This window comes from Cognatishimia sp. F0-27 (genome assembly GCF_020667845.1).
GTDB lineage: Bacteria > Pseudomonadota > Alphaproteobacteria > Rhodobacterales > Rhodobacteraceae > JAFMPQ01.
On the sequence record NZ_JAFMPQ010000001.1, the window covers coordinates 161305 to 184316 of the forward strand.

21 protein-coding genes are annotated in these 23012 nt (G+C 64.9%); 9 read left to right on the plus strand and 12 right to left on the minus strand.

Translation table 11 applies throughout. From position 1 onward, the window contains the following. The first annotated feature begins 622 nt into the window (after positions 1 to 622). Positions 623 to 2086 carry an MORN repeat-containing protein gene (locus J1C49_RS00805; protein WP_227443853.1) on the plus strand — a complete coding sequence of 488 codons (1464 nt, stop codon included), beginning with the start codon at positions 623 to 625 and terminating at the stop codon, positions 2084 to 2086. Between the two features lie 4 nt (positions 2087 to 2090). Then, complete coding sequence (locus J1C49_RS00810; protein WP_227443854.1) at positions 2091 to 3134, plus strand: glycosyltransferase family 4 protein; 1044 nt, start codon at positions 2091 to 2093, stop codon at positions 3132 to 3134. A 376-nt stretch (positions 3135 to 3510) separates the two neighbouring features. Here the strand turns inward: J1C49_RS00810 and J1C49_RS00815 are convergent, their stop codons facing one another. The 9 genes from J1C49_RS00815 to argH form a co-directional block, all read right to left on the minus strand. Beyond that, a complete protein-coding gene (locus J1C49_RS00815) occupies positions 3511 to 5040 on the minus strand; it encodes a cryptochrome/photolyase family protein (protein WP_370639355.1) in 1530 nt (509 codons plus the stop codon). Continuing rightward, on the minus strand, positions 5034 to 5699 hold the full coding sequence (locus J1C49_RS00820; RefSeq protein ID WP_227443856.1) for an SDR family NAD(P)-dependent oxidoreductase: 666 nt from the start codon (positions 5697 to 5699) through the stop codon (positions 5034 to 5036). Before J1C49_RS00820 ends, J1C49_RS00815 begins: the two co-directional genes overlap by 7 nt. 39 nt (positions 5700 to 5738) lie before the next feature. Next, positions 5739 to 6836: a molybdenum ABC transporter ATP-binding protein gene (gene modC, locus J1C49_RS00825; RefSeq protein ID WP_227443858.1), complete on the minus strand. Its 1098-nt coding sequence runs from the start codon at positions 6834 to 6836 to the stop codon at positions 5739 to 5741. After that, positions 6833 to 7132, minus strand: a complete 300-nt coding sequence (locus J1C49_RS00830) for a hypothetical protein (RefSeq protein WP_227443859.1) — start codon at positions 7130 to 7132, stop codon at positions 6833 to 6835. Before J1C49_RS00830 ends, modC begins: the two co-directional genes overlap by 4 nt. After that, positions 7129 to 7824 (minus strand): molybdate ABC transporter permease subunit, encoded by a 696-nt coding sequence (gene modB, locus J1C49_RS00835; RefSeq protein WP_227443861.1) that lies wholly within the window; start codon positions 7822 to 7824, stop codon positions 7129 to 7131. Before modB ends, J1C49_RS00830 begins: the two co-directional genes overlap by 4 nt. 13 nt (positions 7825 to 7837) lie before the next feature. After that, a complete protein-coding gene (gene modA / locus J1C49_RS00840; RefSeq protein WP_227443862.1) occupies positions 7838 to 8590 on the minus strand; it encodes a molybdate ABC transporter substrate-binding protein in 753 nt (250 codons plus the stop codon). Between the two features lie 98 nt (positions 8591 to 8688). After that, positions 8689 to 9000: a DUF2834 domain-containing protein gene (locus tag J1C49_RS00845; RefSeq protein ID WP_227443863.1), complete on the minus strand. Its 312-nt coding sequence runs from the start codon at positions 8998 to 9000 to the stop codon at positions 8689 to 8691. Next, positions 8997 to 9140: an argininosuccinate lyase gene (locus tag J1C49_RS00850; protein ID WP_227443864.1), complete on the minus strand. Its 144-nt coding sequence runs from the start codon at positions 9138 to 9140 to the stop codon at positions 8997 to 8999. The genes J1C49_RS00845 and J1C49_RS00850 overlap by 4 nt, the downstream gene beginning before the upstream one ends. Then, positions 9137 to 10528: an argininosuccinate lyase gene (gene argH / locus J1C49_RS00855; protein WP_227443865.1), complete on the minus strand. Its 1392-nt coding sequence runs from the start codon at positions 10526 to 10528 to the stop codon at positions 9137 to 9139. Before argH ends, J1C49_RS00850 begins: the two co-directional genes overlap by 4 nt. Positions 10529 to 10549: 21 nt before the next feature. Between argH and J1C49_RS00860 the strand changes: the two genes are divergently transcribed. Beyond that, entirely contained in the window at positions 10550 to 11116 is a 567-nt protein-coding gene (locus J1C49_RS00860; protein WP_227443867.1) for a TlpA disulfide reductase family protein, read from the plus strand. A 733-nt stretch (positions 11117 to 11849) separates the two neighbouring features. Here the strand turns inward: J1C49_RS00860 and J1C49_RS00865 are convergent. Next, positions 11850 to 12137 (minus strand): hypothetical protein, encoded by a 288-nt coding sequence (locus J1C49_RS00865; protein ID WP_227443868.1) that lies wholly within the window; start codon positions 12135 to 12137, stop codon positions 11850 to 11852. Positions 12138 to 12426: 289 nt separating this feature from the next. After that, positions 12427 to 13191 (minus strand): WecB/TagA/CpsF family glycosyltransferase, encoded by a 765-nt coding sequence (locus tag J1C49_RS00870; protein WP_227443869.1) that lies wholly within the window; start codon positions 13189 to 13191, stop codon positions 12427 to 12429. Between the two features lie 347 nt (positions 13192 to 13538). Between J1C49_RS00870 and J1C49_RS00875 the strand changes: the two genes are divergently transcribed. The 6 genes from J1C49_RS00875 (at position 13539) to J1C49_RS00900 (ending at position 21534) form a co-directional block, all read left to right on the plus strand. Beyond that, on the plus strand, positions 13539 to 14654 hold the full coding sequence (locus J1C49_RS00875; RefSeq protein WP_227443870.1) for a Gfo/Idh/MocA family protein: 1116 nt from the start codon (positions 13539 to 13541) through the stop codon (positions 14652 to 14654). Further along, on the plus strand, positions 14618 to 15613 hold the full coding sequence (locus J1C49_RS00880; protein ID WP_227443871.1) for an NAD(P)-dependent oxidoreductase: 996 nt from the start codon (positions 14618 to 14620) through the stop codon (positions 15611 to 15613). The genes J1C49_RS00875 and J1C49_RS00880 overlap by 37 nt, the downstream gene beginning before the upstream one ends. Next, on the plus strand, positions 15610 to 16851 hold the full coding sequence (locus J1C49_RS00885) for a glycosyltransferase (protein ID WP_227443872.1): 1242 nt from the start codon (positions 15610 to 15612) through the stop codon (positions 16849 to 16851). Before J1C49_RS00880 ends, J1C49_RS00885 begins: the two co-directional genes overlap by 4 nt. Beyond that, complete coding sequence (locus J1C49_RS00890; protein ID WP_227443873.1) at positions 16848 to 17807, plus strand: glycosyltransferase family 2 protein; 960 nt, start codon at positions 16848 to 16850, stop codon at positions 17805 to 17807. Before J1C49_RS00885 ends, J1C49_RS00890 begins: the two co-directional genes overlap by 4 nt. A gap of 11 nt (positions 17808 to 17818) precedes the next feature. Beyond that, complete coding sequence (locus J1C49_RS00895; RefSeq protein WP_227443874.1) at positions 17819 to 19921, plus strand: NAD-dependent epimerase/dehydratase family protein; 2103 nt, start codon at positions 17819 to 17821, stop codon at positions 19919 to 19921. Positions 19922 to 20097: 176 nt separating this feature from the next. After that, positions 20098 to 21534: a CpsD/CapB family tyrosine-protein kinase gene (locus tag J1C49_RS00900; protein WP_227443876.1), complete on the plus strand. Its 1437-nt coding sequence runs from the start codon at positions 20098 to 20100 to the stop codon at positions 21532 to 21534. A gap of 75 nt (positions 21535 to 21609) precedes the next feature. On the opposite strand, the gene J1C49_RS00905 is transcribed toward J1C49_RS00900, so the two are convergent. Next, entirely contained in the window at positions 21610 to 22941 is a 1332-nt protein-coding gene (locus tag J1C49_RS00905) for a Wzz/FepE/Etk N-terminal domain-containing protein (protein ID WP_227443877.1), read from the minus strand. Between the last annotated feature and the right edge of the window lie 71 nt (positions 22942 to 23012).

Here is a 23012-nt window from a genome sequence, read left to right on the forward strand (position 1 = left end):
ATCGCCTTGGCGTGGACATAGCAGATCGCGCGCCAGAGGAAAGCCGCACCGGCCCCAAGCCCCTCCGGCGCAGCGCCGCGCGCGGGCCGGATCGCCCCGCACAGGCAAGTGCGCGCCGCCGCGTCGGGGGTGCCGCAGCCCTTGTTTCTTTGGGCCGGAAATATCCCGGGGGATCCAAAGGGGGCTGGCCCCCTTTGCCCCTGCGTACTTGGCGCCGGTGGCCTGTTCCATCGACCCCTGCCCCATCAGCCCCCAACCCATCGGCCCAGTCCCATTGGCCCAGTCCCAATGCCCCCTGTCCCGCCGGCCCCTTGGCACCGCGATGTGCCGCCGCACCCAAACATGCGGCCGCCCCAGGGGCATCTTCGGCACGCGAGGTCACGGGCCTTTTGCGACTGTCCCCTCCCGGACGGATCCATGCCGTTCCAAACATCGCGCCTGACGCCGCGGCGCACCCGGCCCGTACCCGGCCCGCCTGGCCTTTCATCGTGCCGCCGGCGGCAGGCCCCCCGCAAGGCGCGCGAGGCCCTGCCACCGGCGCTTTGGGGGGATTGCCCCGGCTCGGCCCGTCCTTTACCCTTCCCGCACCCGAAATGAACGTTTCACGTCAGGCACCCAGAGCATGAAATCCGCAGGCCTTTCTCTTGCCATCGCGCTGGCCATCGCCGCCACGCCCGGCCTTTCCCAAAGCGACGGTGAGGTTCTCACCAAGCAATATGACGATGGCGGCGTCTACGAGGGCACGTTCCGGGACGGGCTGCAGCACGGCACCGGCACCTACCGGCTGCCCAATGGCTACGAATATACCGGCGACTGGGTCGAGGGCGAGATCAAGGGCGACGGGGTCGCGCGCTTCCCCAACGGGTCGGTCTACGAAGGCCAGTTCGCCAAGGGCAAGCCCGAAGGCGTGGGCCGAATCGTCTTTGCGGATGGCGGCACCTATGAGGGCACATGGCTCGACGGCAAGATCACCGGCCAGGGGATCGCCACCTATGCCAATGGCGTGCGCTACGAAGGGGCGTTCCGCAACGCGCTGCACCATGGCCGCGGCGTGATGACCTCTCCGGGCGGGTATGTCTATGACGGGCAATGGGTGAACGGGATCAAGGAAGGCAACGCCACCATCACCTATCCGGACGGCTCGCTCTATGAAGGCCGCGTTGCCGATGGGGATCGCGACGGGTCCGGCAAGCTCACCATGCCTGACGGGCTGATCTATGAAGGCACATGGCGCGATGGCCAGATCGACGGCGCCGGGAAGCTCACCCAGCCCAATGGCGACATCTACGAAGGCGAGCTGGTGGACGGTCGCCGCGAAGGGCGCGGCAAGGTCACCTACGCCAATGGCGACACCTACGAGGGTGACTTCAACAACGACCAGCGCCACGGACAGGGCACGTTTATCGGGGCCGATGGCTATCGCTATGACGGCAACTGGATCAGCGGCCAGATCGAGGGCCAGGGCCGGGTCACCTATCCCGACGGGTCGGTCTACGAAGGCGCGTTTCAAAGCGAGCTGGCCAATGGCACCGGCCGGATCACCTATCCCGACGGATCGACCTATGAAGGCACCTGGGTCGACGGGGTGATCGAAGGCCGCGGTATCGCACGCTACGCCAATGGCTTGGTCTACGAAGGCGAGTTTTCCAACGCGCGCAACAACGGTCAGGGCATCATGACCTACCCCGACGGCTATCGCTACGAGGGTGAATGGCGCGACGGGCAGCGCCATGGCCGCGGGCGCGCGGTCTATCCCGACGGTACCGTCTATGTCGGCCAGTTCCGCGATGGCCAGCGCCACGGGCAGGGCGAAATCGCCATGCCCGGCGGGTTCCGCTATGTGGGCGAGTGGGAACGCGGGGAAATCAACGGGCAGGGCGTGGCCACCTACGCCAATGGCGATGTCTACGAGGGGGCCTTTGCCAATGGCAAGCGGCAGGGACAGGGCACCATGCGCTATGCCTCCGGGGACCAGGCGTCGGGCGACTGGATCAACGGCGCCCTGTCGCGCAACGGGGCGTCGCAGATCGCGCCCGCGGCGACCACCGAGGAAGAGCCCCCCGCCAACGCCCCCGCGACAGAGTAAGCCTGTGGCACGGCTTCTGTTTGTTCTTCCGCGCTACCACACCAACATGTGGGTCGCGACGCGCGCCATGCAGGCGGCCGGCCATGATGTGACCATCATGGTCAACGAGGCCGCGAAAGGCGAGGACCACAGCCTCGTGACGCCGCAGGTGATGGGGCGCTATCCGAGTCGGGTGGAAGTGCAGGCAGCGGTCCGCCACGCCCGCCCGGACATGATCTTCATCCGCAACGCATGGGCGCTCTCGCGCCGCGTCGCCCGTGCGGGCCGCCGCGCCGGTCTGCCCATGATGCTGTATAACCAGCAACCCCTGACCGAGATCACGACGCTCTGGCGCCGGATCGAACTGCGCTGGAAGGGGCTGCCCCTGCAACGCTTCACACCGGTTCCGGGGGGCGACGGGCCACGGGATCCCTATGCAACCTATCTGCCGCTGCCGGTGGCGCGGCTTCCGGTGGAGACGCCCGCCCCGCGCGTCGAGGGAAAGCTCAACCTGCTCTGCGTGGCCAAGCTTGGCGCGGCGCGCAAAAACCAGCCGCTCCTGATTGAAACCATCGAAAAGGCAGGGCTTACCGATCGGTTGCATCTGACCCTGATCGGCACGCCGCCGAAACCCAGCGAAGCCGCGTCGCGCGCGCATGGCGAACGGGTGGAGGCGCTTTCGGAAAAGCCCTGGATCACGTTGGTCGATCGCGTTCCGTTTCAGGACATGGCGGCGTTCTACGCCGCGGCCGATGCCTGTGTCCTGCCCAGCTTCCGGGAATTGCACGGCATGGCGCCGCGCGAGGGCATGGCCTACGGGGCGGTCCCGATCCTGTCGGACGAATGCGGATCCGCCGGGGAACTGACCGATGGCGAGGATGGCTTCGTGGTCGACATGCACAAGCCCGACGAGCTGGGCCGGGTGCTCACCCGGCTGTGCGACGATCCCGGGCTGCGACGCCGCATCGGGGCCGCCGCACAAGCCACCGCAGAGCGCGACCTGTCAGAGGCCCGCTTCATCGACGGGCTGCATGCGATCCTCGCCCGCTTCGGCGTTGCTACGCAATAAGCCCACTCTCACCGCGCTCATCGCGCCCGACCACCCGCCCAACGCCCGCTCGTCGCGCCCGACCAGACGCCCAACGCCCGCTCGTCGCGCCCGACCAGACGCCCAACGCCCGCTCGTCGCACCCGACCAGACGCCCAACGCCCGCTCATCGCGCCCGACCACCCGCCCAACGCCCGCTCGTCGCGCCCGACCAGACGCCCAACGCCCGCTCGTCGCACCCGACCAGACGCCCAACGCCCGCTCGTCGCACCCGACCAGACGCCCAACGCCCGCTCGTCGCACCCGACCAGACGCCCAACGCCCGCTCATCGCGCCCGACCAGGCGCGCCTCGCACCGGCCATGCCCTCCCTCGCATCCCACGTACAAGCGGTCCGGTCAGACCCGCTCTCCCTTGCTCATCCGGTCAAGAAACGCCTCCGCCTCGCGCAGCACGGTCTCCCGGCGCTCTGCATCCATACGGTCAAATGTCCGGTACATCTGCGCCATGCGCGGGTTGTTCTCGAACCGCTCGCGGTGCCGCTCCATGAAATGCCAGTACAGCAGGTTGAACGGGCAGGCATCCTCGCCCGTCTTGTCCTTCACCTTGTATCGGCAGGACTTGCAGTAATCCGCCATCTTGTTGATGTAATTGCCGGAACTGACATAGGGCTTCGACGCGATCACGCCGCCATCGGCAAACTGGCTCATGCCGATCACGTTGGGCGCCTCGACCCATTCAAACGCGTCCAGATAGACGCGCAGATACCATTCATGCACCTCCGCCGGGTTGATCCCCGCCAGAAGCGCAAAGTTGCCCGTCACCATCAACCGCTGGATGTGATGCGCATAGGCCTCGTCGCGCGTCTGCTCCACCGTGCGCGCCACGCAGCGCATATCCGTCTCGGCATCCCAGAAAAAACCCGGCAGCTTGCGCTGATGGTTCAGACCGTTGCGCCGGGTATACTCCGCCCCCTCGTGGAAATAGATCCCGCGGATATATTCGCGCCAGCCGATGATCTGACGGATAAACCCTTCGACAGCATTGATCGGGGCATCGCCGTCTTTCCATGCCTCTTCCGCAGCCCGGCAGACCTCCAGCGGATCGAGCAGCCCGATATGGATGTAAGGCGAGATCACCGAATGGTAGAGAAACCTGTTGTCATCCAGCATCGCGTCCTGAAAGTCGCCGAATTTGGGCAGCGCGTATTTGATGAAATGGCTCAGCGCACGCTTGGCCTGCCCCGGCTCGACCGCATAATCGAACGGGCGCAAGACGCCAAAACTGTTGCCAAACCGCGCCTCGACCAGGTCGAGCACCGCTTCGGTCTCAGCATCGGGCGTGAACTGCATCGGCCCGGAATGGGTGACGCTGTCGGGTGCGGGTTTGCGATTGTCGTGGTCGAAATTCCACTGCCCGCCCGCAGGTTGATCGCCCTCCATCAACAGCCCGGTCTTGCGGCGCATTTCGCGGTAGAAATACTCCATCCGCAGCGCCTTGCGCCCCTTGGCCCAGCCCTCGAACATTGCGTGTGACGCAAGGAACCGGTCGTCCTCATGCTGGGTCACCGTCAACGGCGCGTCGTTCAGCGCCTCGATCAGCCGCCACTCCCCCGGCTCCGTGGCAATCACCTCGGAAGCCCCGGTCTCCTCCGCACGGCGCAGCAATTCCCCGACGATGGACCCGGCATTCTGTGTGTCATCCAGCTCGGTATAGCGCAGGTCCCACCCGTCTTCGCGCAGCCGCGCGGCGAATTTGCGCATCGCGGCAAAGATGAGCGCGATTTTCTTGGGGTGATGCTGCACGTAAGACGCCTCGTCCGAGACCTCCGCCATCACCACCACGTCGCGCGCCTTGTCGGCCTGTTTCAGCGCTGCGATGTCGGGCGACAGCTGGTCCCCGAGGATCAGGACAAGCCGGCTCACCACGGGATCTCCCGAAAGGCATAATCATAAAACCCGCCCGAATGCTCCGGGCCAAGCCGTTCAAGCACCGAGACAAGGTTGGCGGCGGCCTCTTGCGGCGGCACGGAGGGGTGACGGTCGAGATATTTCCGCGTGAACGGCGTCGCCACCGTGCCGGGATGCAGACAGGCCACGCAGAGCGCCTTGTGCGACCGGCCCAGCTCCACCGCCGCGCCGTGCATCACCTGATTGAGCGCCGATTTCGCAGCGCGATAGGAATACCAGCCGCCAAGCCGGTTGTCGCCAATGCTGCCGACCCGCGCGGAAAGTGCCGCGAAGACGGCCCTGTCGCGCCGGGGCAAAAGACGCAGCCCATGCTTGAGCACCAGCGCCGGCCCAAGCGCGTTCAGCGCCATCTGATCAAGGAAAGCCCTTGGCTCCAGCGCCTTGAGCGTCTTTTCCGGCTCGGCCCCGTCGATCTCGAGCGCCCCGGTCGCCACGACCATGAGGTCGAACGGACCGTCAAGCGCCGCAAGCCCATCCTGCACCGCGGTTTCATCCGTCACATCGAACCCGTCGCGCGCGCGCGACAGCCCCGTGATGTCAAAGCCCTTCGCGTCGAGCGCTGCATGGAGGGCGGAACCGATGCCGCCGCTGTCGCCGATCAATAATGCACGTGTCATGTGGGGGCGAGCTAGCGGGGTCACGCCCGCCTTCAAGCCTCAGACATGTGGCAGGGGCCCACCGATATCCTCGGGCGCGATGGCCAGGGTCTTGATGATCGCATAGCATTCAACCCCAACGCCAAGGTCCAGCGCCTGCGCGGACCGCCGCGTGACGCGCGCCAGCACCGTGCCCGCCGCCGTCTCGATCGAAACCACCGCCCCCGGCCCGTCTCCGGCGCGAATGCCTGTGATCGTTCCGCGCAAGCTGTTCAGCGCGGAAAGCCCTTCCGGCGCGCTGCGCGACAGGATCACATCCTGCCCGGGGATCCGGATGCGCAGGGACTGGCCCACCGCCTGCGGCACGCGCGGCAGCAGCAGCGACGCGCCACCGGCATCCAGTTCCGTCAGGCCGTCATCGTGATGCGCAACCACCTGCGCTTCAAGCACGGCGCCCACCGCCCGCACCCCGGTCGGGCGCAGCTGCGGGTCGCCAAAGATGTCGGCCGCACTGCCCTGTCGCACCGTCTTGCCATCCTGCAAGACCACCACCGTGGTCGCAAGCCGGGCCACCTCCGTCGGCGCATGGCTCACATAGAGGATCGGGACCGACACCTCGTCGCGCAACCGCTCGAAATAGGGCAGGATCTCTGCCTTGCGGGCCTCGTCCAGCGCTGCGAGCGGCTCATCGGCAATAAGCAGGTCCGGCGCGGAGAGAAGCGCGCGCCCGATTGCCACCCGTTGCTTTTCGCCACCCGACAGGGCGACGGGGCGCCGGTCGAGCAGCCCGCCAATCCCGAGGAGCTCGACCACGCGCGCGAGGTTTTCACGCCGCACGCCCCGCGGCGCGAACCATGCCCCATAGCGCAGGTTCTGCCGCACCGTGAGATGCGGAAAGAGCCGCCCCTCCTGAAAGATGTAGCCCAGCCGCCGCCGCGATGGCGGCAACCACGCCCCCGCTTCGCTGTCGCAAAGAACCCGGTCGTTCACCGCGATCCGGGCGTGGTCCGGGCGGATCAGCCCCGCGACCGCGTTGGCAATGGTGGTCTTGCCTGATCCCGAGCGCCCGAAGAGCACGGTGACGCCCTCAGGCGCCTCGAAGCGCGCATCGAGCAGGAATTCACCCAGACGGTGGCGCAGGGAGACCGAAAGCGTCATGCGCCACCCCCCCGTCTGGCCAACCGCCGTGCCAGCCATTCCAACAGGATCAGCGCGGACATGGCGATGACGATGGAGACACTCACCAGCCGCATCGCAGCCCTCTCGAATGGACGCCGCTTGTGCGCTGCACTTGGTGCAGGGCTCCGGTGGATCAGCCCCGCGACCGCCTTGGCACGGGTGGTCCTGCCCGATCCCGAGCGGCCCAAAAGCCCTGTGACGCCCCCAGGCGCCATGAGCTCTGAATCGAGCAGGAATCCACCCAGACGGTGGCGCAGGGAAACCGAAAGCGTCATGCGCCACCCGCCCGTCTTGCCAACCGCCGCGCCAGCCATTCCGACAGGATCAGCGCGGACATGGCGATGACGATGGAGACAATCACCAGCCGCATCGCGGCACTCTCCCCTCCCGGCACCTGCAGAAAGGCATAGACCGCCGAGGGCAAGGTCTGAGTCTGACCGGGAATATTGGAAACAAACGTGATCGTCGCGCCGAATTCCCCCATCGCCTTTGCGAAGGCAAGCACCGCCCCGGCCAGAATACCGGGCAGGACAAGCGGCAAGGTCACGGTCACGAACACCCAGAACCGCGACGCCCCAAGCGTGGCGGCAGCCTCCTCGAGCTTGGGATCGACCGCTTCGAGCGACAGCCGCATGGCGCGCACCATGAGCGGAAAGGCCATGACCGCCGCCGCCAGCGCCGCCCCCGTCCAGCGAAACGCCAACACGATGCCGACCTGCTCCAGCGCGCCGCCGATGGGCCCCTTGGTCCCGAAGGTCAGCAGCAGCAGATACCCCGTCACCACCGGCGGCAGGATCAGCGGCAAGTGAACCAGCCCGTTCACGATCTGCTTGCCCGGAAAGCTCTTGCGCGCAAGCACGTAGGCGGTGGCAAGCCCCACCGGCAGGCTCAGAAGCGTGGCCCAGAACGCCACCCGGAGCGACAGCGCCACCGCCATCCATTCCTGTTCGCCAAGCCAGCCTGCCATGCCCACGCCCCGCCTACCGCGCAAGCACGGCAAAGCCGTGCGCCGCAAAGACCGCCGCCGCCGACGGCGTCTGAAGAAAGCGGTGCAACGCGCGCGCCTGCGGAGTCTCGCGGATCAACACCATGGGATAGGTGATCGGCGCGTGGCTTTCGGGCGGAAACAGGCCAACCACCGACACCCGGGGCTCCGCCCGGGCATCCGTCGCGTATGTGATCCCGAACCGGGCCTCGCCCAGCGCAACCAGAGCAAGCGCGGCGCGCACATTGTCCACCTGTGCGATGCGCGGCCGCAGCGCGTCGAGCCATCCCAGATGCGCCAGCGCCTCGGCCCCGTAGATCCCCGCGGGCACCGCCTGCATCAAGGCCATCGCAAGCCGCCCGTCCGCAAGCCGGGCCGGCAGGTCATAGGCTGGCGTCAGTGCCACCGGCGCGGCGTCCGTCACCGGTCCGATCAGCACCAGACGGTTGCCCAGAAGCGCAACCCGCGTGCCGGCAACGCTGTCGCCCGCATCCTGCAGCACATCCACCCAGTCGGGATTGGCCGAAATGAAAAGATCCGCCGGCGCCCCCTGCTGGATCTGGCGCGCAAGCACCGACGAACCCGCGGCAGAGACCACCACGTCATGCCCGGTTTCGGCCTCGAACGCCTCCGCCACCTCGGACAGGGCATCGCCCAGCGACGCCGCGGCAAACACCGTGATCGTCTCCGCCAGCGCCACCATCGGCGCAAGGGCAAGCCAGCCCGTGAAAAACAAGCGTCTCAACATGATACCGCGCGATCGCCTCCGTCACGCCAAGGTAAACGCAGACTGGCTCAGATCGGCAAGACCAAAGCCATGCCCCCTTGGTCGCAGACGGTGCCGGCTCACACGGGGCGGGACCGGAAATAGAGATAGAGCGGCAACCCGCAGCTGACCCCGATGCAATAGGTCGCCGGGATCGCCAGAAGCGCCAGCCAGTTGCGCCGCGTGATCGTCTCGAACAGGATCCATAGCGTCAGCGTGATGGCCGCGATCGTCAGATCCCAGACCAGCCCATGCGTGCTGTCATTGACATACCATGCGTCGATCAGCGCCCAGAGGCTCCAGTCATTCGCCATCATGTAGGACATGAAATAATACATCGGATGCACCGCACCCCACAGCGCGAGCAGCAGCCACAGATAGCGCAGCTTCATCGTGCAACCCCGATTTCGGCGCTGCCCGTGATCGTAACGCCGATACCCGGCCCCGGCGGCGCTTCGGGGCGTTCCGGCTCTCCATCGGCGCCGCATGCGGCAAGGCTCAGAAGCGCAAGAGCGGCAATGATGCGTTTCATCCAAGGATCTCCTTCCAGCGGGCCACCTGCTCACGCACGCGAACCGGGGCTGTGCCGCCATAGCTCGTGCGGCTGGCGACCGAATTATGCACGCCCAGCACATCAAAGATACCGCTGGTGATCGCGCCATGTTCTGCCTGCATCTCTTCGAGCGTCAGCTCCGGAAGATCCCGCCCCGTTTTCTCGGCGAGCGCGACAAGAGCACCGGTCACGTGATGCGCGTCGCGGAATGGTAGCCCGGTTTCCCGCACCAGCCAGTCCGCCAGATCGGTCGCTGTGGAAAAGCCCGAGGCGGCCGCCGCTTCGAGCGCGGGTACGTTGGCGCTCATGTCGCGCACCATGCCCTCCATCGCGGCCAGCGCCAGAAGCCAGTTGTCTGCGGCGTCGAACACCTGTTCCTTGTCTTCCTGCATGTCCTTCGAATAGGCCAGAGGCAGCCCCTTCATCACCATCATCAACGCGACATTGGCCCCGAAGATGCGCCCGATCTTCGCACGGATCAGCTCCGCCGCGTCGGGGTTCTTCTTCTGCGGCATGATCGACGAGCCGGTGGAGAACCGATCCGACAAGGTGACAAACCGGAACTGCGCCGAAGACCAGATGACAAGCTCTTCGGCAAAGCGCGACAGGTGCATCGCGTTGATCGAGGCGACCGAGAGGAATTCCAGCGCAAAATCCCGTGCGGAGACCGCGTCGAGCGAATTGGCCATCGGTCCGTCAAAGCCCAGCGCTTCCGCGGTCATGTGCCGGTCGATGTTGAACCCCGTGCCCGCCAGCGCCGCCGCGCCCAGCGGCGATTCGTTCATCCGCGCGCGCGCGTCGCGCACCCGGCTCAGGTCACGCCCGAACATCTCCACATAGGCCATCATGTGATGCCCCCATGTGACCGGCTGCGCGGTCTGAAGATGCGTGAAGCCGGGCATGACCCAATCGGCCCCGGCCTCCGCCTGTCCAAGGCAGGCCTGGATCAGCGTCACAAGCCCGTGCTCGGCAGCGTTCAACTGGTCGCGCACCCAAAGGCGGAAATCGAGCGCAACCTGATCGTTGCGCGACCGCCCCGTGTGCAGCCGCCCCGCCGGTTCGCCGATCATCTCCTTGAGCCGCGCTTCCACATTCATGTGAATGTCTTCCAAAGCGGTCGAAAAGGTGAAGTCGCCGGCTTCGATTTCTGACAAGACTGCGAGCAGCCCTTTGCCGATCGCCTCGGCGTCGCTATCTGTGATGATACCCTGCGCTGCCAGCATGGCGGCGTGCGCTCTCGACCCGGCGATGTCTTGCGCCGCAAGTCGCTTGTCGAACCCGATCGAGGCGTTGATCGCCTCCATGATCGCGTCCGGCCCGGCGGCGAAGCGGCCGCCCCACATCTGGTTCGAGGAAGGGTTTGACATGCACGGTCCTTCGGAGGGGAAATGAAACGATTGGTTCTTGCGGCTCTGTATACCGCCGCACTTGCGCTTGCAAACCCGGCCTCTGCCGACATCGAGGCCGCCAAGGCCGCGCTTGATGGAAGCATGAAGAAGCTTGTCTTCCACCCAGAACCACAGGAGGCCGGCTCAAACGACTTCACGACCTTCGAGGGCGAGCCGATCAACCTTGCCCAATGGGAAGGGAAATGGGTTGTCCTGAATTTCTGGGCCACGTGGTGCGCGCCCTGTCGCAAGGAAATGCCGATGCTGTCGGAATTGCAGACAGAGTTCGGCGGCGACACGTTCGAGGTTCTGACCATCGCAACCACGCGCAATCCGCCGCCCGCCATGCAAGCCTTCTTCGAGGAGATCGGCGTGGAGAATCTGCCGCTGCACCGCGACCCCGGGTCCAAGCTGGCGCGCGAAATGGCGGTGCTGGGTCTGCCGGTGACGGTGATCCTGAATCCCGAGGGCGACGAGATCGCGCGGCTCCGCGGTGATGCGGATTGGTCCTCCGACAGCGCCAAGGAGATGATCCGCGCATTGACCGGCCTGCCGGGCGCGGGCTGATCCGCGCAGAGGCGCGCTGTCCCCCGCGACCGATCACGCGCCTGATGCCGGGCGCGCAACGCGCGGCTGGGCATTTGCTCGGCATTCAGAGCGCCGCCTGCCGCCTGTGACAAGGAATGCTGCGCCCCGCATCGCTCAGCCCATGCGGGGCAGGACGTCCGGCACTGCAATCCGGACGCGATAACCTGCGCAGCCCCGGCGGCGAAGCGCACGGGGCACACCATCAGTGCCAAGCAAACCGGAGCGCGACTCACGGGTCACGCCGTCGGAATCGCGATAACCTGCGCAGCGCGGGCATAGGCGATAGGGCGTGCGATGAAATGCGCGCCCCACGCCGGGCATCGGCGCCGGGCATGACACCGGGCTTGGCACTGGGCACCACAGCCTCCGCCTTGGCCGCCCTCCGCCTTCCACCTTCCACCTTCCACCTCCAACGCATGGCCAGGCGGCGACGCAGGGAAAGGCCCGTTGCTGCGCGTGCGAAAAGCAATGCTGCGCCTGCGATACACATGGAATGTGCATAAGATGTGCATGGATTGTGCATCGCAGGTTCGAGCCATTTCCACTGCGCTGCCGCATCGCAAACCGATACCCCAAAATCAAAACCGGGGCGGCCCTGCGGCACGCCCCGGTCTGGTTGGGCCCCCCGGCCCTTCGTCTTCGGCCCCCCGGCCTGAACGAACTCTGGAAACGATAGAGAGAGAGAGAGAGAGAATTTCCAGAGCAAAAAGAGTTAGTTATACCTCATGACAGGCGCGCTGCGCGCAAAACGGCACAAATGCGTGTCGATGACGGGCGGCGCATCGCGCCGGGCTTTGCCCGCCTTGTAGCTGAGATCGACCGCCTTGCCCGCGAGCGCGGGTTTGATCCGCTTTACGCGCAGCGCATTCCGGCTCGGCGCATGGACGCAACCGCTCACCGCCGGAAGAGACCCGTTCGCAAAACCGAGCATCACACTCCGCACCACAGGCACGGCGATCTCCATATGGGAAACGGTCGAGGCTTGGACTGAGTTGCGCATCAAAGCTGCTCCGGGTCGTTGGCCCCCACCAACACGGGCAGATTTGGGCCAAACCGCGACAGCGATCAACGCCTTTTTGACATAGTCTCGAGATTGTCGCGCCATGCCGGAACAATCCGGACTTCAATTAAAAATTGTCTTAAAAACAGCGTCTAATGCGCCCGGGCAGGACGCCCGACATCATCGCAATTCGGCACAAAAATGCCCAAATCTCCTACGCGTTTCCGCTTTTACCCCCGTCAGACAATACGGAACGCACGAATCGCCCTCCGCGAGAGAGGCACGCGCGTTACGCACGCCCTGTTCGAAACCGGATCATCACCGCGCGCAGCATCTGACCGGGCAGGATCGTTGCGCATAGCGCATAGCGCGGCGCCAAACGCTTGGGACTGCTGAGCAAGCGCCACAGCCATTCGACCTGAAACTTCCGAACCCATGCAGGCGCGCGTTTCTGACTGCCCGCAAAGAAGTCCAACCCCGCCCCGATGGAAACAAACCCGATCTCCGGTGTAACCCGCCGCCCTGTCGCGGCAAAGACTTCCTGCTTGGGTGCGCCCAATGCCACAAAGCACATGCGCGCCCCGGATGCCGCCACTTGCGCAAGGATCCGTTCCGCCTCTGCGCCGGACGGATCGAAACCCATCGGCGGTGAAACGCAGCACGCCACTTCGAGACCGCGCACTTCGGATTGCAGGAACCCGGCCGCTGCGCGCAGCGTGTCATCGGTTGAGCCGACCAAGGCAATGGGCGCACCCTGCCGGGCCGCGATACGCGCCAGCGGCAGGATCGCGTCAGACCCGGGGATCAGTGACACAGGCCGTCCGGCCATGCGCGCCATCCAGATTATCGGGTTGCCGTCCGCCGTCACGAAATCCTGCGCAGCATAGGCTTCCCGGAACGCTTCCGAGCTGCGCAGCTTCACGAGATGATCGAGGTTGATCGTCGCAAGTGCGAAGCCCTTGCGCTGCGCAAGCCGCTCCGACACGCGCGCCTCCATTGTCGCCCAGTTTGGCAGGTTGACCCTGATGACCCGGCCACCAATCTCAAATTCCATAAAGCGTCCATTCTCCATTGGATCGTCTTATCGTGTCTTCCATCAGTATGTTGTGCCAATCAGGCAACAATCGGACCAAAACGGGAAAGGGTTTGTCTGATTTTGGCATAATTCCACGCTTTGCTTACTTTGGGTCAATTTGTGGCCATCATTGCTCAATAGCGAAGCGCGTGGAAACAACGGGTGGGCAAAACCGTCATGGGCGCAGAGCGCGGGACAATGGGTCAGAAATCGCCACAGCGCGGCATCGCGTCGGGGAAATCGTGCGTGCGTTTCGGCACATTCATGCCGACCGTCGCACAGGCTTTTTTCGACACTCGCGGCGCGTCACGAAGCCGGAGCCCGGTATGAACAGGATCTGCTTGCTCGGATGCGGCTTTGTCGCCGATCTTTACATGCGGTCGCTGCAAGCGATGGACGGGATCGAGGTTGCCGGGGTCTGGGACATCAACCCCGCGCGTCTGGCCGCCTTCTGCGCGCATTGGGGTGTTCCGGCCAAAGCGTCCTTTGACGCGCTTGTCGAAGAGGACGCGCTTGTCCTCAACCTCACCAACCCGTCGTCGCATTTCGAAACCACGCGCCTGTGCCTTTTGGCGGGACGGCATGTGTATTCCGAAAAACCTCTGGCGATGACGGTGACGGAAGCCAAGACACTCCACCAGATGGCCGCACAAGAAGGACTGATACTTGCCTCCGCGCCCTGTTCGGCGCTCGGCGAGGCCGCGCAGACAATGGGCCATGCGATCCGCTCCGGAGTCGCCGGTGCGCCGCGTGCGATCTATGCCGAGCTCGATGACGGTTTTGTTCCGCAAGCCGCCTATGACAAGTGGATCTCCGAATCCGGCGCAGCCTGGCCCGCGGAGGATGAATTCCGCGTCGGCTGCACGCTGGAGCACGCCGGCTATTACCTCGGCTGGCTGATCAGCTGGTTCGGCGCTGTGCGCACCGTGGTCGCGGCATCCGCCGAAACGATCCCCGACAAGGGCACGGGCGGCCCCTATGCACCAGACCTCGCGGTTGCGACGCTGTTTTTCGAGCATGGGCCGACAACCCGTCTGACCTGTTCCATCGTCGCGCCGCATGACCACTCCATTCGTGTGATCGGCGACAAGGGGGTCTTGCGCTGTGATGCCGCTTGGGACAATGCGGCCAAGGTGCGCTTCGCGCGGCGCATGACGATCCGGCGGCGCCTCCTGGAGTCGCCCCTGCCCCGCCGGATACGCCTCAGCGGCCCGACCCACCCCAAGGTCAAACGCTGGGGGGCGGCCGCGATGAATTTCATGCTTGGCCCGGCCGAAGTGCTCGACGCGATCCGCGCCGGACGACCAAGCCGGTTGGGCAACGACTTTGCCCTGCACATGACCGAGGTCACTCTTGCGATGCAGAATGCCGGCGAGACCGGCGGCGCGCAAAGGATGACCACGCGATGCGATGCGATGGAGCCGATGCCATGGGCGCGTTGAAACGAATCCTGATCACCGGCGCCAACGGGTTTGTCGGCTCTGCCGCGCTGCGGCGCGCCCGATCGGATGGCATCGCCGTTACGGCGCTTTACCGCAGGCACCGCCCCGAGGGCTGGTCCGACGATCCCGGCATCACGGCGGCGCAGCTCGACCTGAACGATCCTGCAAGCGTTGACGCCCTGCGCCCGCTCATCGCGGAGTGTGACGCCGTGATCCACGCCGCAGCCCATCTTGGCGGTGACAAGGAGGCGATCGCCCGCGACACGATCCGCGCGACCAGCCATCTGCTCGACGCCATGCAACCGGGTTCTGCGCGGCTGGTTCTGGTGAGTTCCATCGCGGTTTACGACATGATGCAACTCGATCGCGGGTCCGAGGTGACGGAGCGATGCCCGCTTGTGGATCCCGCAGCGCCCCGCGACGCCTACAGCGCGGGCAAGTTCGAACAGGAGCGGCTCGTGGCCGCGCGAAACCGGCCCGCCTGGCTGATGCGGGCCGGGGCAGTCTATGGGCCGGGGCGCACTTGGCACGCGCTCATGGGGCTGTGGCTTGGCAAACTCTTCGTGGAGGTCGCCTCGGACGGGGCTTTACCGATGGTCCATGTGGATCATCTCGCCGATGCGCTGCTGGCCGCTGCGGCCCGCGATCCGGAGGGCGTCGAAGCGGTGAATGTCCTCGATGACGATCTGCCGACCCGCGCACGCTATGCCGGTGTTCACCGTGCCGCGAGCGGATGGCCGCGCCTGCGGCTTCCGATACCCTATGCCCTGTGGCTTGGCGCCGCGCGCCTTGCTGCCCCTCTGCGCTCATCGATGCCGGGCCTGTTGCGCGAAGACGCCCTGCGCGCCCGCATGATGCCCGTGACCTTCTCCAACGCCCGGCTACGGGACCGGCTCGGCGGCAGGGATCGCGCGCCGTTCGAAGCCATGCTGAAACGCAGTATCGAGGACGCGGGATGAGCCTTCCGAAGCTTGCCTACCTGACTGGCGAATACCCGCGCGCGTCGGACACCTTCATCCAGAGGGAAGTCGCCGCGCTGCGCGCCATGGGTCACGACGTGCTGACCTGCTCCATCCGCACCACGGGCCCGGAGCATCTCGTTGGTCCGGAGCAACGCGAAGAGCACGCCCGCACCTTCAAGGTGCTCGATGCGGCCAAACGCCCTCTGGCCTTGCTTGGCGCGCATCTGCGCTGGCTGCGCAATCCCGCACGCTATGCTTCCGCTCTGCGCCTTGCTTGGAAAACCGCGTCCAAAGGCGTGATGGGACGGCTCTACAACCTGATTTATTTCGCGGAAGCCGGCATCCTCGCCGCGCATTTGCAAGAGCACGGCGTCACACATCTGCACAACCATATCGCAAAATCCTCCTGCACCGTGGCCATGCTGGCCTCTGCGCTGTCGGGAATCCCCTACAGTTTCACGATCCACGGGCCGGATATTTTCTTTGAACCGCATCATTGGCGCATTGACGAGAAAACCCGTCGGGCGCGGTTCGTGGCCTGTATTTCTGAATTTTGCCGGTCGCAGCTGATGTGTTTTGCCGATCAGGACGACTGGCGCCGATTGCACATCGTGCATTGCGGCGTGGATCCGATGCGCTACGCCACCGCCCCGCATACCGGACAGCATGTGGTCTTTGTCGGGCGGCTTGCGGGGGTCAAAGGCTTGCCGGTGCTGCTGGAGGCGCTGCATGCCCTCGACATGCCCGGGCTGCGCGTGAGCCTTGTGGGGGACGGTCCGGACCGCGCCGCGCTTGAGGCCGAGTGCGCCCGTCTGGGGCTGGCGGACAGGGTTTCCTTTCTGGGCTATCGCTCGCAATCGGAGGTGGCTGAGCTTCTGGCCGAAGCCGATGTGTTTGTCCTGCCGAGTTTCGCAGAAGGCGTCCCCGTGGTCTTGATGGAAGCGCTTGCCTCCGGTGTGCCCGTGGTCTGTACGCGCATCGCCGGCGTGGCCGAACTGGTGGAACAGGACCAAAGCGGCGTTCTTGTGCCTCCCGGTGACAGCGCGGCGCTTGCGGCGGCGATGCAGCGGCTATTGGCCGATCCTCATCTGCGGCGCCTTATGGGGGCCGCCGGGCAGGCAAGGGTGCGTGAGGCCTTCGCGATCCAGACCGAGGCCGCGCGGCTTTCGATGCTCTTCGAGCAATATCAAGACGGCGCGCCCACCGTGCCAAAACGTCCGGAGCCGCGCCGATGACCCCGGTCGATGTGGTTCTGATCGGTCGCAATGAAGGCGACCGTCTCAAGGCGGCGCTGGTGTCCGTGACGGGCGTGGCACGCCAGATCGTGTATGTGGATTCGGGCTCGACCGATGACAGCGTTGCAGCGGCGCAGGATGTCGGCGCGACCGTGGTGCCGCTCGACATGAGACAGCCTTTTTCTGCCGCGCGAGCCCGCAATGCCGGATTTGACGCGCTGCGGGATCCGCAATTCGTGCTGTTTATCGACGGGGATTGCACGCTCGAACCCGGCTTCGCCGAAGCCGCACGGGATCGGCTGCAAGAGGATCCAACCCTGGCGCTTGTCACGGGATGGCGATCGGAGATCCATCGCGATGCCTCGCTTTACAACCAGCTCTGCGATTGGGAATGGCACCGACCGGCGGGACTTATCGACGCGTGCGGCGGTGACATGATGGTGCGCGCCGAGGCATGGCGCGCGGTGGGGGGGATGAACCCGCAGGTGATCGCCGCAGAAGACGACGAGGTCTGCACCCGATTGCGCAAGGCCGGCTGGGCGCTTGAGCGGATCCCTGTGAAGATGACCCGCCACGACGCGGCCATGCTGCGCTTCGGGCAATGGTGGTCGCGGGCGGTGCGCACCGGTCATGGCTTTGCCCAGGTGGGGCATCTGCATCCCGACTATTTCGTAACAGAACGCAAACGGGTTCTGTTCTATGGTCTTGCGCTTCCGGTGGCCTTTGGCCTCGGTCTTGTCTTTGCCCTGCCGCTGAGCGGTTTGGTCCTCTTCGTCTATGGCCTCAATTACACGCGGACCGCCAAAGGATTGATCGCGGAAGGCCTGAACGCCGGTGAAGCATGGCGCCATGCACGTCTGCTGACCTTGTCAAAGCTGCCCAATATGCTGGGCTTTGCCCGGTTTCACATGCGCCGTCTGTCCGGTGGGCCGATGCGTATCATCGAGTACAAGTAAGAGGGCCCTTCATGGCAAACCTCATTCGCGTCGGCCTGATCGGAGCCGGATATATAGCAAGCTGGCATGCCGATGCGCTTGCCGCCACCGATGGCGTTCAGGTGAGCGCGGTCTGCGATCTTTCGGAAACCGCCGCGCGCGGGCTTGCGGAGGCGCATGGCGCGCAGGTCTTCACCTCGGTGGATGCGCTGATCGCGGCCGATACCTGCGATGCCGTGCATGTCCTGACACCGCCCGACCATCACGAAACGCTCGCGGTGCAATGCCTCGAAGCCGGGCTGCATGTGCTCGTGGAAAAGCCCGTCGCCACGTCGGCCAAGGCGACCGAGGCAATTGCAGATGCGGCCAGGCGGAGCTGCAAGCGCTTTGCCGCGGGTCACAATTTTCTGGGCTTGCCCGCTTATGAACGGATGAAGGCCGCACTTTACAAGGGCGAATACGGGCGCATCTCAACGGCCGAAATCACGTGGGCCCTGCCGCTCGCGCCATTGCGATCCGGCCCATACAACCTGTGGCTTCTGCGCCGCCCCGAAAACCTTCTGCTCGAACTGGCGCCCCATCTGTTCGCTTTCGCCCAGGATCTGTTCGGACTGCTGGAAATCCGGTTTGCCGAAGCGCTCAAACCCATTGCGCTGCCTGGGCAAGACATGCGGCCTCAGGGCTTCCGGATCCTCGCGCGTGCCGGGCATGTCGATGTCACGTTCTCGCTTTCCATGGTCGAAGTCATCGATGACCGCTCCGTAACCCTGCGTGGCTCCTCAGCTCGTGCGCGGCTTGACTACGCCAATGACACACTCTCGGTGGAGCGGGACAATGCCTCCGATCTTGTCCTCAATCCCCTGCGACGGCAGCTCGACCTCGCCCGGCAACACCGGCGGGAAGGTCTTTCGAACGCCTGGACGCAGTTGCGCTCTCTCAACACGCGCAATCCCTACGGTCAGAGTTTTCGCGGCATGATGGGCGCGGTCTATGGTCCGATCCGGCGAGACACGGCCCCCGACCCCCGGTTTGCCGCCGACAGCGCCGTCGCCGTGATGACGGCGATTGACGCGGCGATCGATGCCCTGCCAAGCGCTGCCCGGCACGTCGCCGCACCGGCCGTCCAGACCCGCAAACCCAAACCGACAGCCATGGTGATCGGCGGCACGGGCTTTATTGGCCGGGCCCTGACGCGACGGCTCGTGGCCGACGGCCGCGATGTGCGCGTGCTGTCACGCGGCCGATCCGGCCCGTTCCCTGATTTACCCGACCAGGTGGAAACCGTCCCGGTCTCCCTGCATGACAAGGACGCATTGACCGAGGCGATGCACGGCATGGACGTGGTCTTCAATCTCGCAAAGGCTTTGGAAACCACGTGGGAAGATGCGCTGCGCAACGATGTGGGCGTCGCCGTCCGGATCGCGGAAGCGAGCATGGCCGCCGGGGTCAACCGCTTGATATATACCGGCACGATCGCCTCCTACGACATGTCCGACCCGACCCGGAAAATCACCGAGGACACCGGGTTCGCGGCCGATATGAGCGACCGCAACCTTTATGCCCGGTCCAAGGCGGAATGCGAAAAGCGCCTGATGGCCATGCATCGCGAAATGGGGCTGCCGGTTGTCATCGCACGGCCAGGGATCGTGGTCGGGCATGGCGGGCCGCTGCAACACTGGGGTATCGGTCGCTGGCACGGCGCCGGTGCCGTGAAGATCTGGGGCCATGGGCGAAATATCCTGCCCTTTGTGCTCAATGACGACGTGGCGGACGGGCTTGTGCGGATGATCGATTCACCCGTCACGGGACAAAGCTACAATCTTGTGGGTGATCGTATGCTGTCCGCCAGAAACTACTTTGACGCGATCCATGACAGGCTCGGCGCAAGGATCCACGTGTCACCGGGCAATCTGCACGCGTTTTATGCCGCCGATGTCGTGAAATGGGGGCTGAAACGCTACGCATTGGGGCGTAAGGGCGCCATCCGGGCGTCGCTCGCCGATTGGAAGAGCCGGGCGCATTTCTCCCCGTTCATCAACGATCGCCCGAAAGCGGACCTTGGCTGGGCGCCGGAAGGCAATCGGGATGCCTTTCTTGAAAAGGCCATAACGCAAGCCGACCTCTTCGGTTTCTGAAAACGACGCGCCTTGAAATGGAAACAATTCCTCTCAAATCGGACGTAATGTCGCCTGATTTTGGGAGTTAAACAAAGCTTGGTTCAAAGGCGGTAAACAGACAACCGTCTTGCCACAGGAGATGAGCGAGCCCATGCAGAGCGCCGCATCACAACACACACTGTCGGGGTCAGTCCATGACCGCGGTGACGGTGTTGTGCCTGCGCCGGGAAAGCGATCGCAGCATGAGTGAGATCCGTCGCTTCAAGCGTCGCTACATCAGCGTTTCGCAAACCACCACACAAAAGGCCGAAGAGGCCGAGCGTCAGCGCGCCGAGGAAGCCGCGCGCCAGCGCGCCGAGGAGGTCGAGCGCAAGCGCGCCGAGGAGGCCGCGCGTCAGCGCGCCGGGGAGGTCGAGCGCCAGCGCGCCGAGGAGGCCGCGCGCCAGCGCGCCGAGGAGGCCGAGCGGCAGCGCGCCGAGGAGGCCGCGCGCCAGCGCGCCGAGGAGGCCGCGCGCCAGCGCGCCGAGGAGGCCGAGCGGCAGCGCGCCGAGGAGGCCGAGCGGCAGCGCGCCGAGGAGGCCGCGCGTCAGCGCGCCGAGGAGGCCGCGCGCCAGCGCGCCGAGGAGGTCGAGCGTCAGCGCGCCGAGGAGGCCGAGCGCAAGCGCGCCGAGGAGGTCGAGCGTCAGCGCGCCGAGGAGGCCGAGCGGCAGCGCGCCGAGGAGGCCGAGCGTCAGCGCGCCGAGGAGGCCGCGCGCCAGCGCGCCGAGGAGGTCGAGCGTCAGCGCGCCGAGGAGGCCGAGCGTCAGCGCGCCGAGGAGGCCGAGCGTCAGCGCGTGCCGTTGGCACTGACGAACCCGATCCTCCCGACCAATCCCGTGGCCCAGCGAAAAGCGACGACGGATCCGGATGCTGCATGGGAGATGCTGCCGACCTTTTCTGTTGATCTGAAGCATCTGGAAAAGAACAAGATCATCACCGCCAGCCGAGACGATCCCGCGCATACCGCCTTCGATGTTCTTCGAACGCGCCTGCTCCAAGCGCTGAAAGACAATGGCTGGCGCCGCGTGGCAATAACCTCGCCAAGCAAGGATTGCGGCAAGACATTCACCGCGGCCAATCTCGCGATCAGCCTCTCCAGGCAGGAAAACTGTCGTACGCTTCTGCTGGATTGCGACATGCGGCGGCCAAACCTGCACCGGTTGATGGGTGTGCGCGCGCCCTCACCCATGGGCGACCTTCTGCGTGGCACGGTCTCCCCACAAGATCAGCTTTTGCGTCTTGGCAAGAACAGCTTTCACGCTGGCCACAACATTGGTTTCGGCTTCAACAGCGTTGTCGAACCCTACGCGTCCGAGCTGCTTCAAGACCCGCGGACAACGACGTCTCTCGACCGAATCGAGAAACTCTATGAACCGGATGTTGTGCTCTTCGATCTCCCCCCGGCACTGTATTACGACGACGTGATCGCCTTCCGTCCGAATTTTGACGGGGTGCTCCTTGTGATTGGCGGCGGGATCACCACGGAAAAAGAGGTGCGCGAGGTCGAGCGGCGTTTGGGGAAATCAACCCCTTTGCTTGGCACGGTCTTGAACAAGGCTGAGCAAACGCAGCTGCGGCGCTACAGTTACTGACCACAGGCCTTTGACGCGGTTGACGCGATGCTGCCACGCAATCCGAAGGCACGCTCTGCGCGTGCCCATCGAGGCTCAGTTGGCCTCACCAGACCTCGGAAGCCACCGCGCCAACAGGTCTCCCAACGCGCTTTTTTCTCCGGCCAACTGAAGCACCCCCCAGAGACCAGCTGCCAGCCCGGCAATCAGAGCTACGCCAATCCCGAGCCCCCGACCACCAATGCGTCGCTTTCGCTTGATTGCCGGAATGGACACCACAGGCTGCAGGCCCAGTGCGCGCTCAACCTGTGCAGCAGAGCGCAGCGCCGGGTTCATCAGTTCGATCACAAACGCGACCGCGATCCCGGCCATGACACTTGCGACACCGCCCATGATGGCGGTGCGTTTGCGGCTGCGCGAGATCGGCGCCTCGGGAACCAGAGCGGTTTCCAGAATTTCAAACCGGTCTGTCTGTTGCCGATCCTCCAGGATTTGGCCCATCTGCGCCTCGGCCTTTCGGCGCGTGATCACCGTATATTGCTCCTGCAGCTGCGTCTGCTGCCGCTCCAAGGCGCTCAAGGCGCGCTCAACCTCCGGCGCCCCCTCAATCTGGTCTTCGATGCGCAGGATCCGCTCACCAAGAAGCGCCTTCTGTTCGCTCAAGAGCGCAACCTGCCGGGCCAGCACATCTTCCCGCAACCGCTGGGCATCCGCCCGCAGTGACACGATTTCACGGTCAATTTCGAGCTCCGCATCCCGAAGGTCGCTGAGTTGGGCTCTCAGATCGCTCACCCCTGCCGGGAGTTGATCGGCATTCTGGCGCTTGAACTCCGCAATGTCGGCTTCCAATGCAGAAATCTGCTCTCCGACGCGCCGTTCTTCCGTCTCGAAGAACTCCAAAGTGCCTTCGACACGAGACACGCTTCGGTTGCGCGATTGCGCGATCACTGACGCCATCAGTTCATTGGCAAGATCGGCTGCCTTTTGCGGATCGGACAACTGCACCATGATGCGCAGCCCGGAAGGCACATTGCCCGCCGCGGTGAAGGTTGGAGTGGGACTTACGATCTCCTCGATCCGGGCAGCCTGTCGCATCTGGAACACCCGTTCATTGATGGTCCATGCCGGATTTTCCCGAAAAAGATCGTGCTTTTCCATGATCTTCACGAGATTATCGCGCGACATCAAGCGCTGTTCGATCAACCGGACCCGACGCGCAGAATCGCTGCCCGTCGCCATGGCCCCGGCGAGTTGGTCTGGCACGCTGGCATCCTCGATCTGGACAACAGCCGTGGCCTCGTAGACCTTGACGCTATTCAGCGCCACGTAAAGCGAGATGCAGCACCCAATGGCCGTGACAAGCAAGATCACCCATATCCGGCGACGCAATGCCGACAGCACCTCGCCGATGGATTGAAACTGGTTCATGTCAATGCTCCCGCAAAGTGGCCCCCAATGCGTTCGGAAGTGCCGCGCCTGAAGTCCAGTGTGCATCCGGT

Coding starts and splice junctions, on each gene's coding strand:
- argH (WP_227443865.1), bottom strand. CDS start 10,528: ATGTCAAACCCTTCCTCGAACCAGATGTGGGGCGGCCGCTTCGCCGCC.
- J1C49_RS00885 (WP_227443872.1), top strand. CDS start 15,610: ATGAGCCTTCCGAAGCTTGCCTACCTGACTGGCGAATACCCGCGCGCG.
- J1C49_RS00830 (WP_227443859.1), bottom strand. CDS start 7,132: ATGACGCTTTCGGTTTCCCTGCGCCACCGTCTGGGTGGATTCCTGCTC.
- modB (WP_227443861.1), bottom strand. CDS start 7,824: ATGGCAGGCTGGCTTGGCGAACAGGAATGGATGGCGGTGGCGCTGTCG.
- J1C49_RS00900 (WP_227443876.1), top strand. CDS start 20,098: ATGACCGCGGTGACGGTGTTGTGCCTGCGCCGGGAAAGCGATCGCAGC.
- J1C49_RS00870 (WP_227443869.1), bottom strand. CDS start 13,191: ATGGAATTTGAGATTGGTGGCCGGGTCATCAGGGTCAACCTGCCAAAC.
- J1C49_RS00895 (WP_227443874.1), top strand. CDS start 17,819: ATGGCAAACCTCATTCGCGTCGGCCTGATCGGAGCCGGATATATAGCA.
- J1C49_RS00805 (WP_227443853.1), top strand. CDS start 623: ATGAAATCCGCAGGCCTTTCTCTTGCCATCGCGCTGGCCATCGCCGCC.
- J1C49_RS00890 (WP_227443873.1), top strand. CDS start 16,848: ATGACCCCGGTCGATGTGGTTCTGATCGGTCGCAATGAAGGCGACCGT.
- J1C49_RS00905 (WP_227443877.1), bottom strand. CDS start 22,941: ATGAACCAGTTTCAATCCATCGGCGAGGTGCTGTCGGCATTGCGTCGC.
- J1C49_RS00865 (WP_227443868.1), bottom strand. CDS start 12,137: ATGCGCAACTCAGTCCAAGCCTCGACCGTTTCCCATATGGAGATCGCC.
- J1C49_RS00850 (WP_227443864.1), bottom strand. CDS start 9,140: ATGAAACGCATCATTGCCGCTCTTGCGCTTCTGAGCCTTGCCGCATGC.
- J1C49_RS00845 (WP_227443863.1), bottom strand. CDS start 9,000: ATGAAGCTGCGCTATCTGTGGCTGCTGCTCGCGCTGTGGGGTGCGGTG.
- J1C49_RS00880 (WP_227443871.1), top strand. CDS start 14,618: ATGCGATGCGATGGAGCCGATGCCATGGGCGCGTTGAAACGAATCCTG.
- modC (WP_227443858.1), bottom strand. CDS start 6,836: ATGACGCTTTCGGTCTCCCTGCGCCACCGTCTGGGTGAATTCCTGCTC.
- modA (WP_227443862.1), bottom strand. CDS start 8,590: ATGTTGAGACGCTTGTTTTTCACGGGCTGGCTTGCCCTTGCGCCGATG.
- J1C49_RS00860 (WP_227443867.1), top strand. CDS start 10,550: ATGAAACGATTGGTTCTTGCGGCTCTGTATACCGCCGCACTTGCGCTT.
- J1C49_RS00875 (WP_227443870.1), top strand. CDS start 13,539: ATGAACAGGATCTGCTTGCTCGGATGCGGCTTTGTCGCCGATCTTTAC.
- J1C49_RS00820 (WP_227443856.1), bottom strand. CDS start 5,699: ATGACACGTGCATTATTGATCGGCGACAGCGGCGGCATCGGTTCCGCC.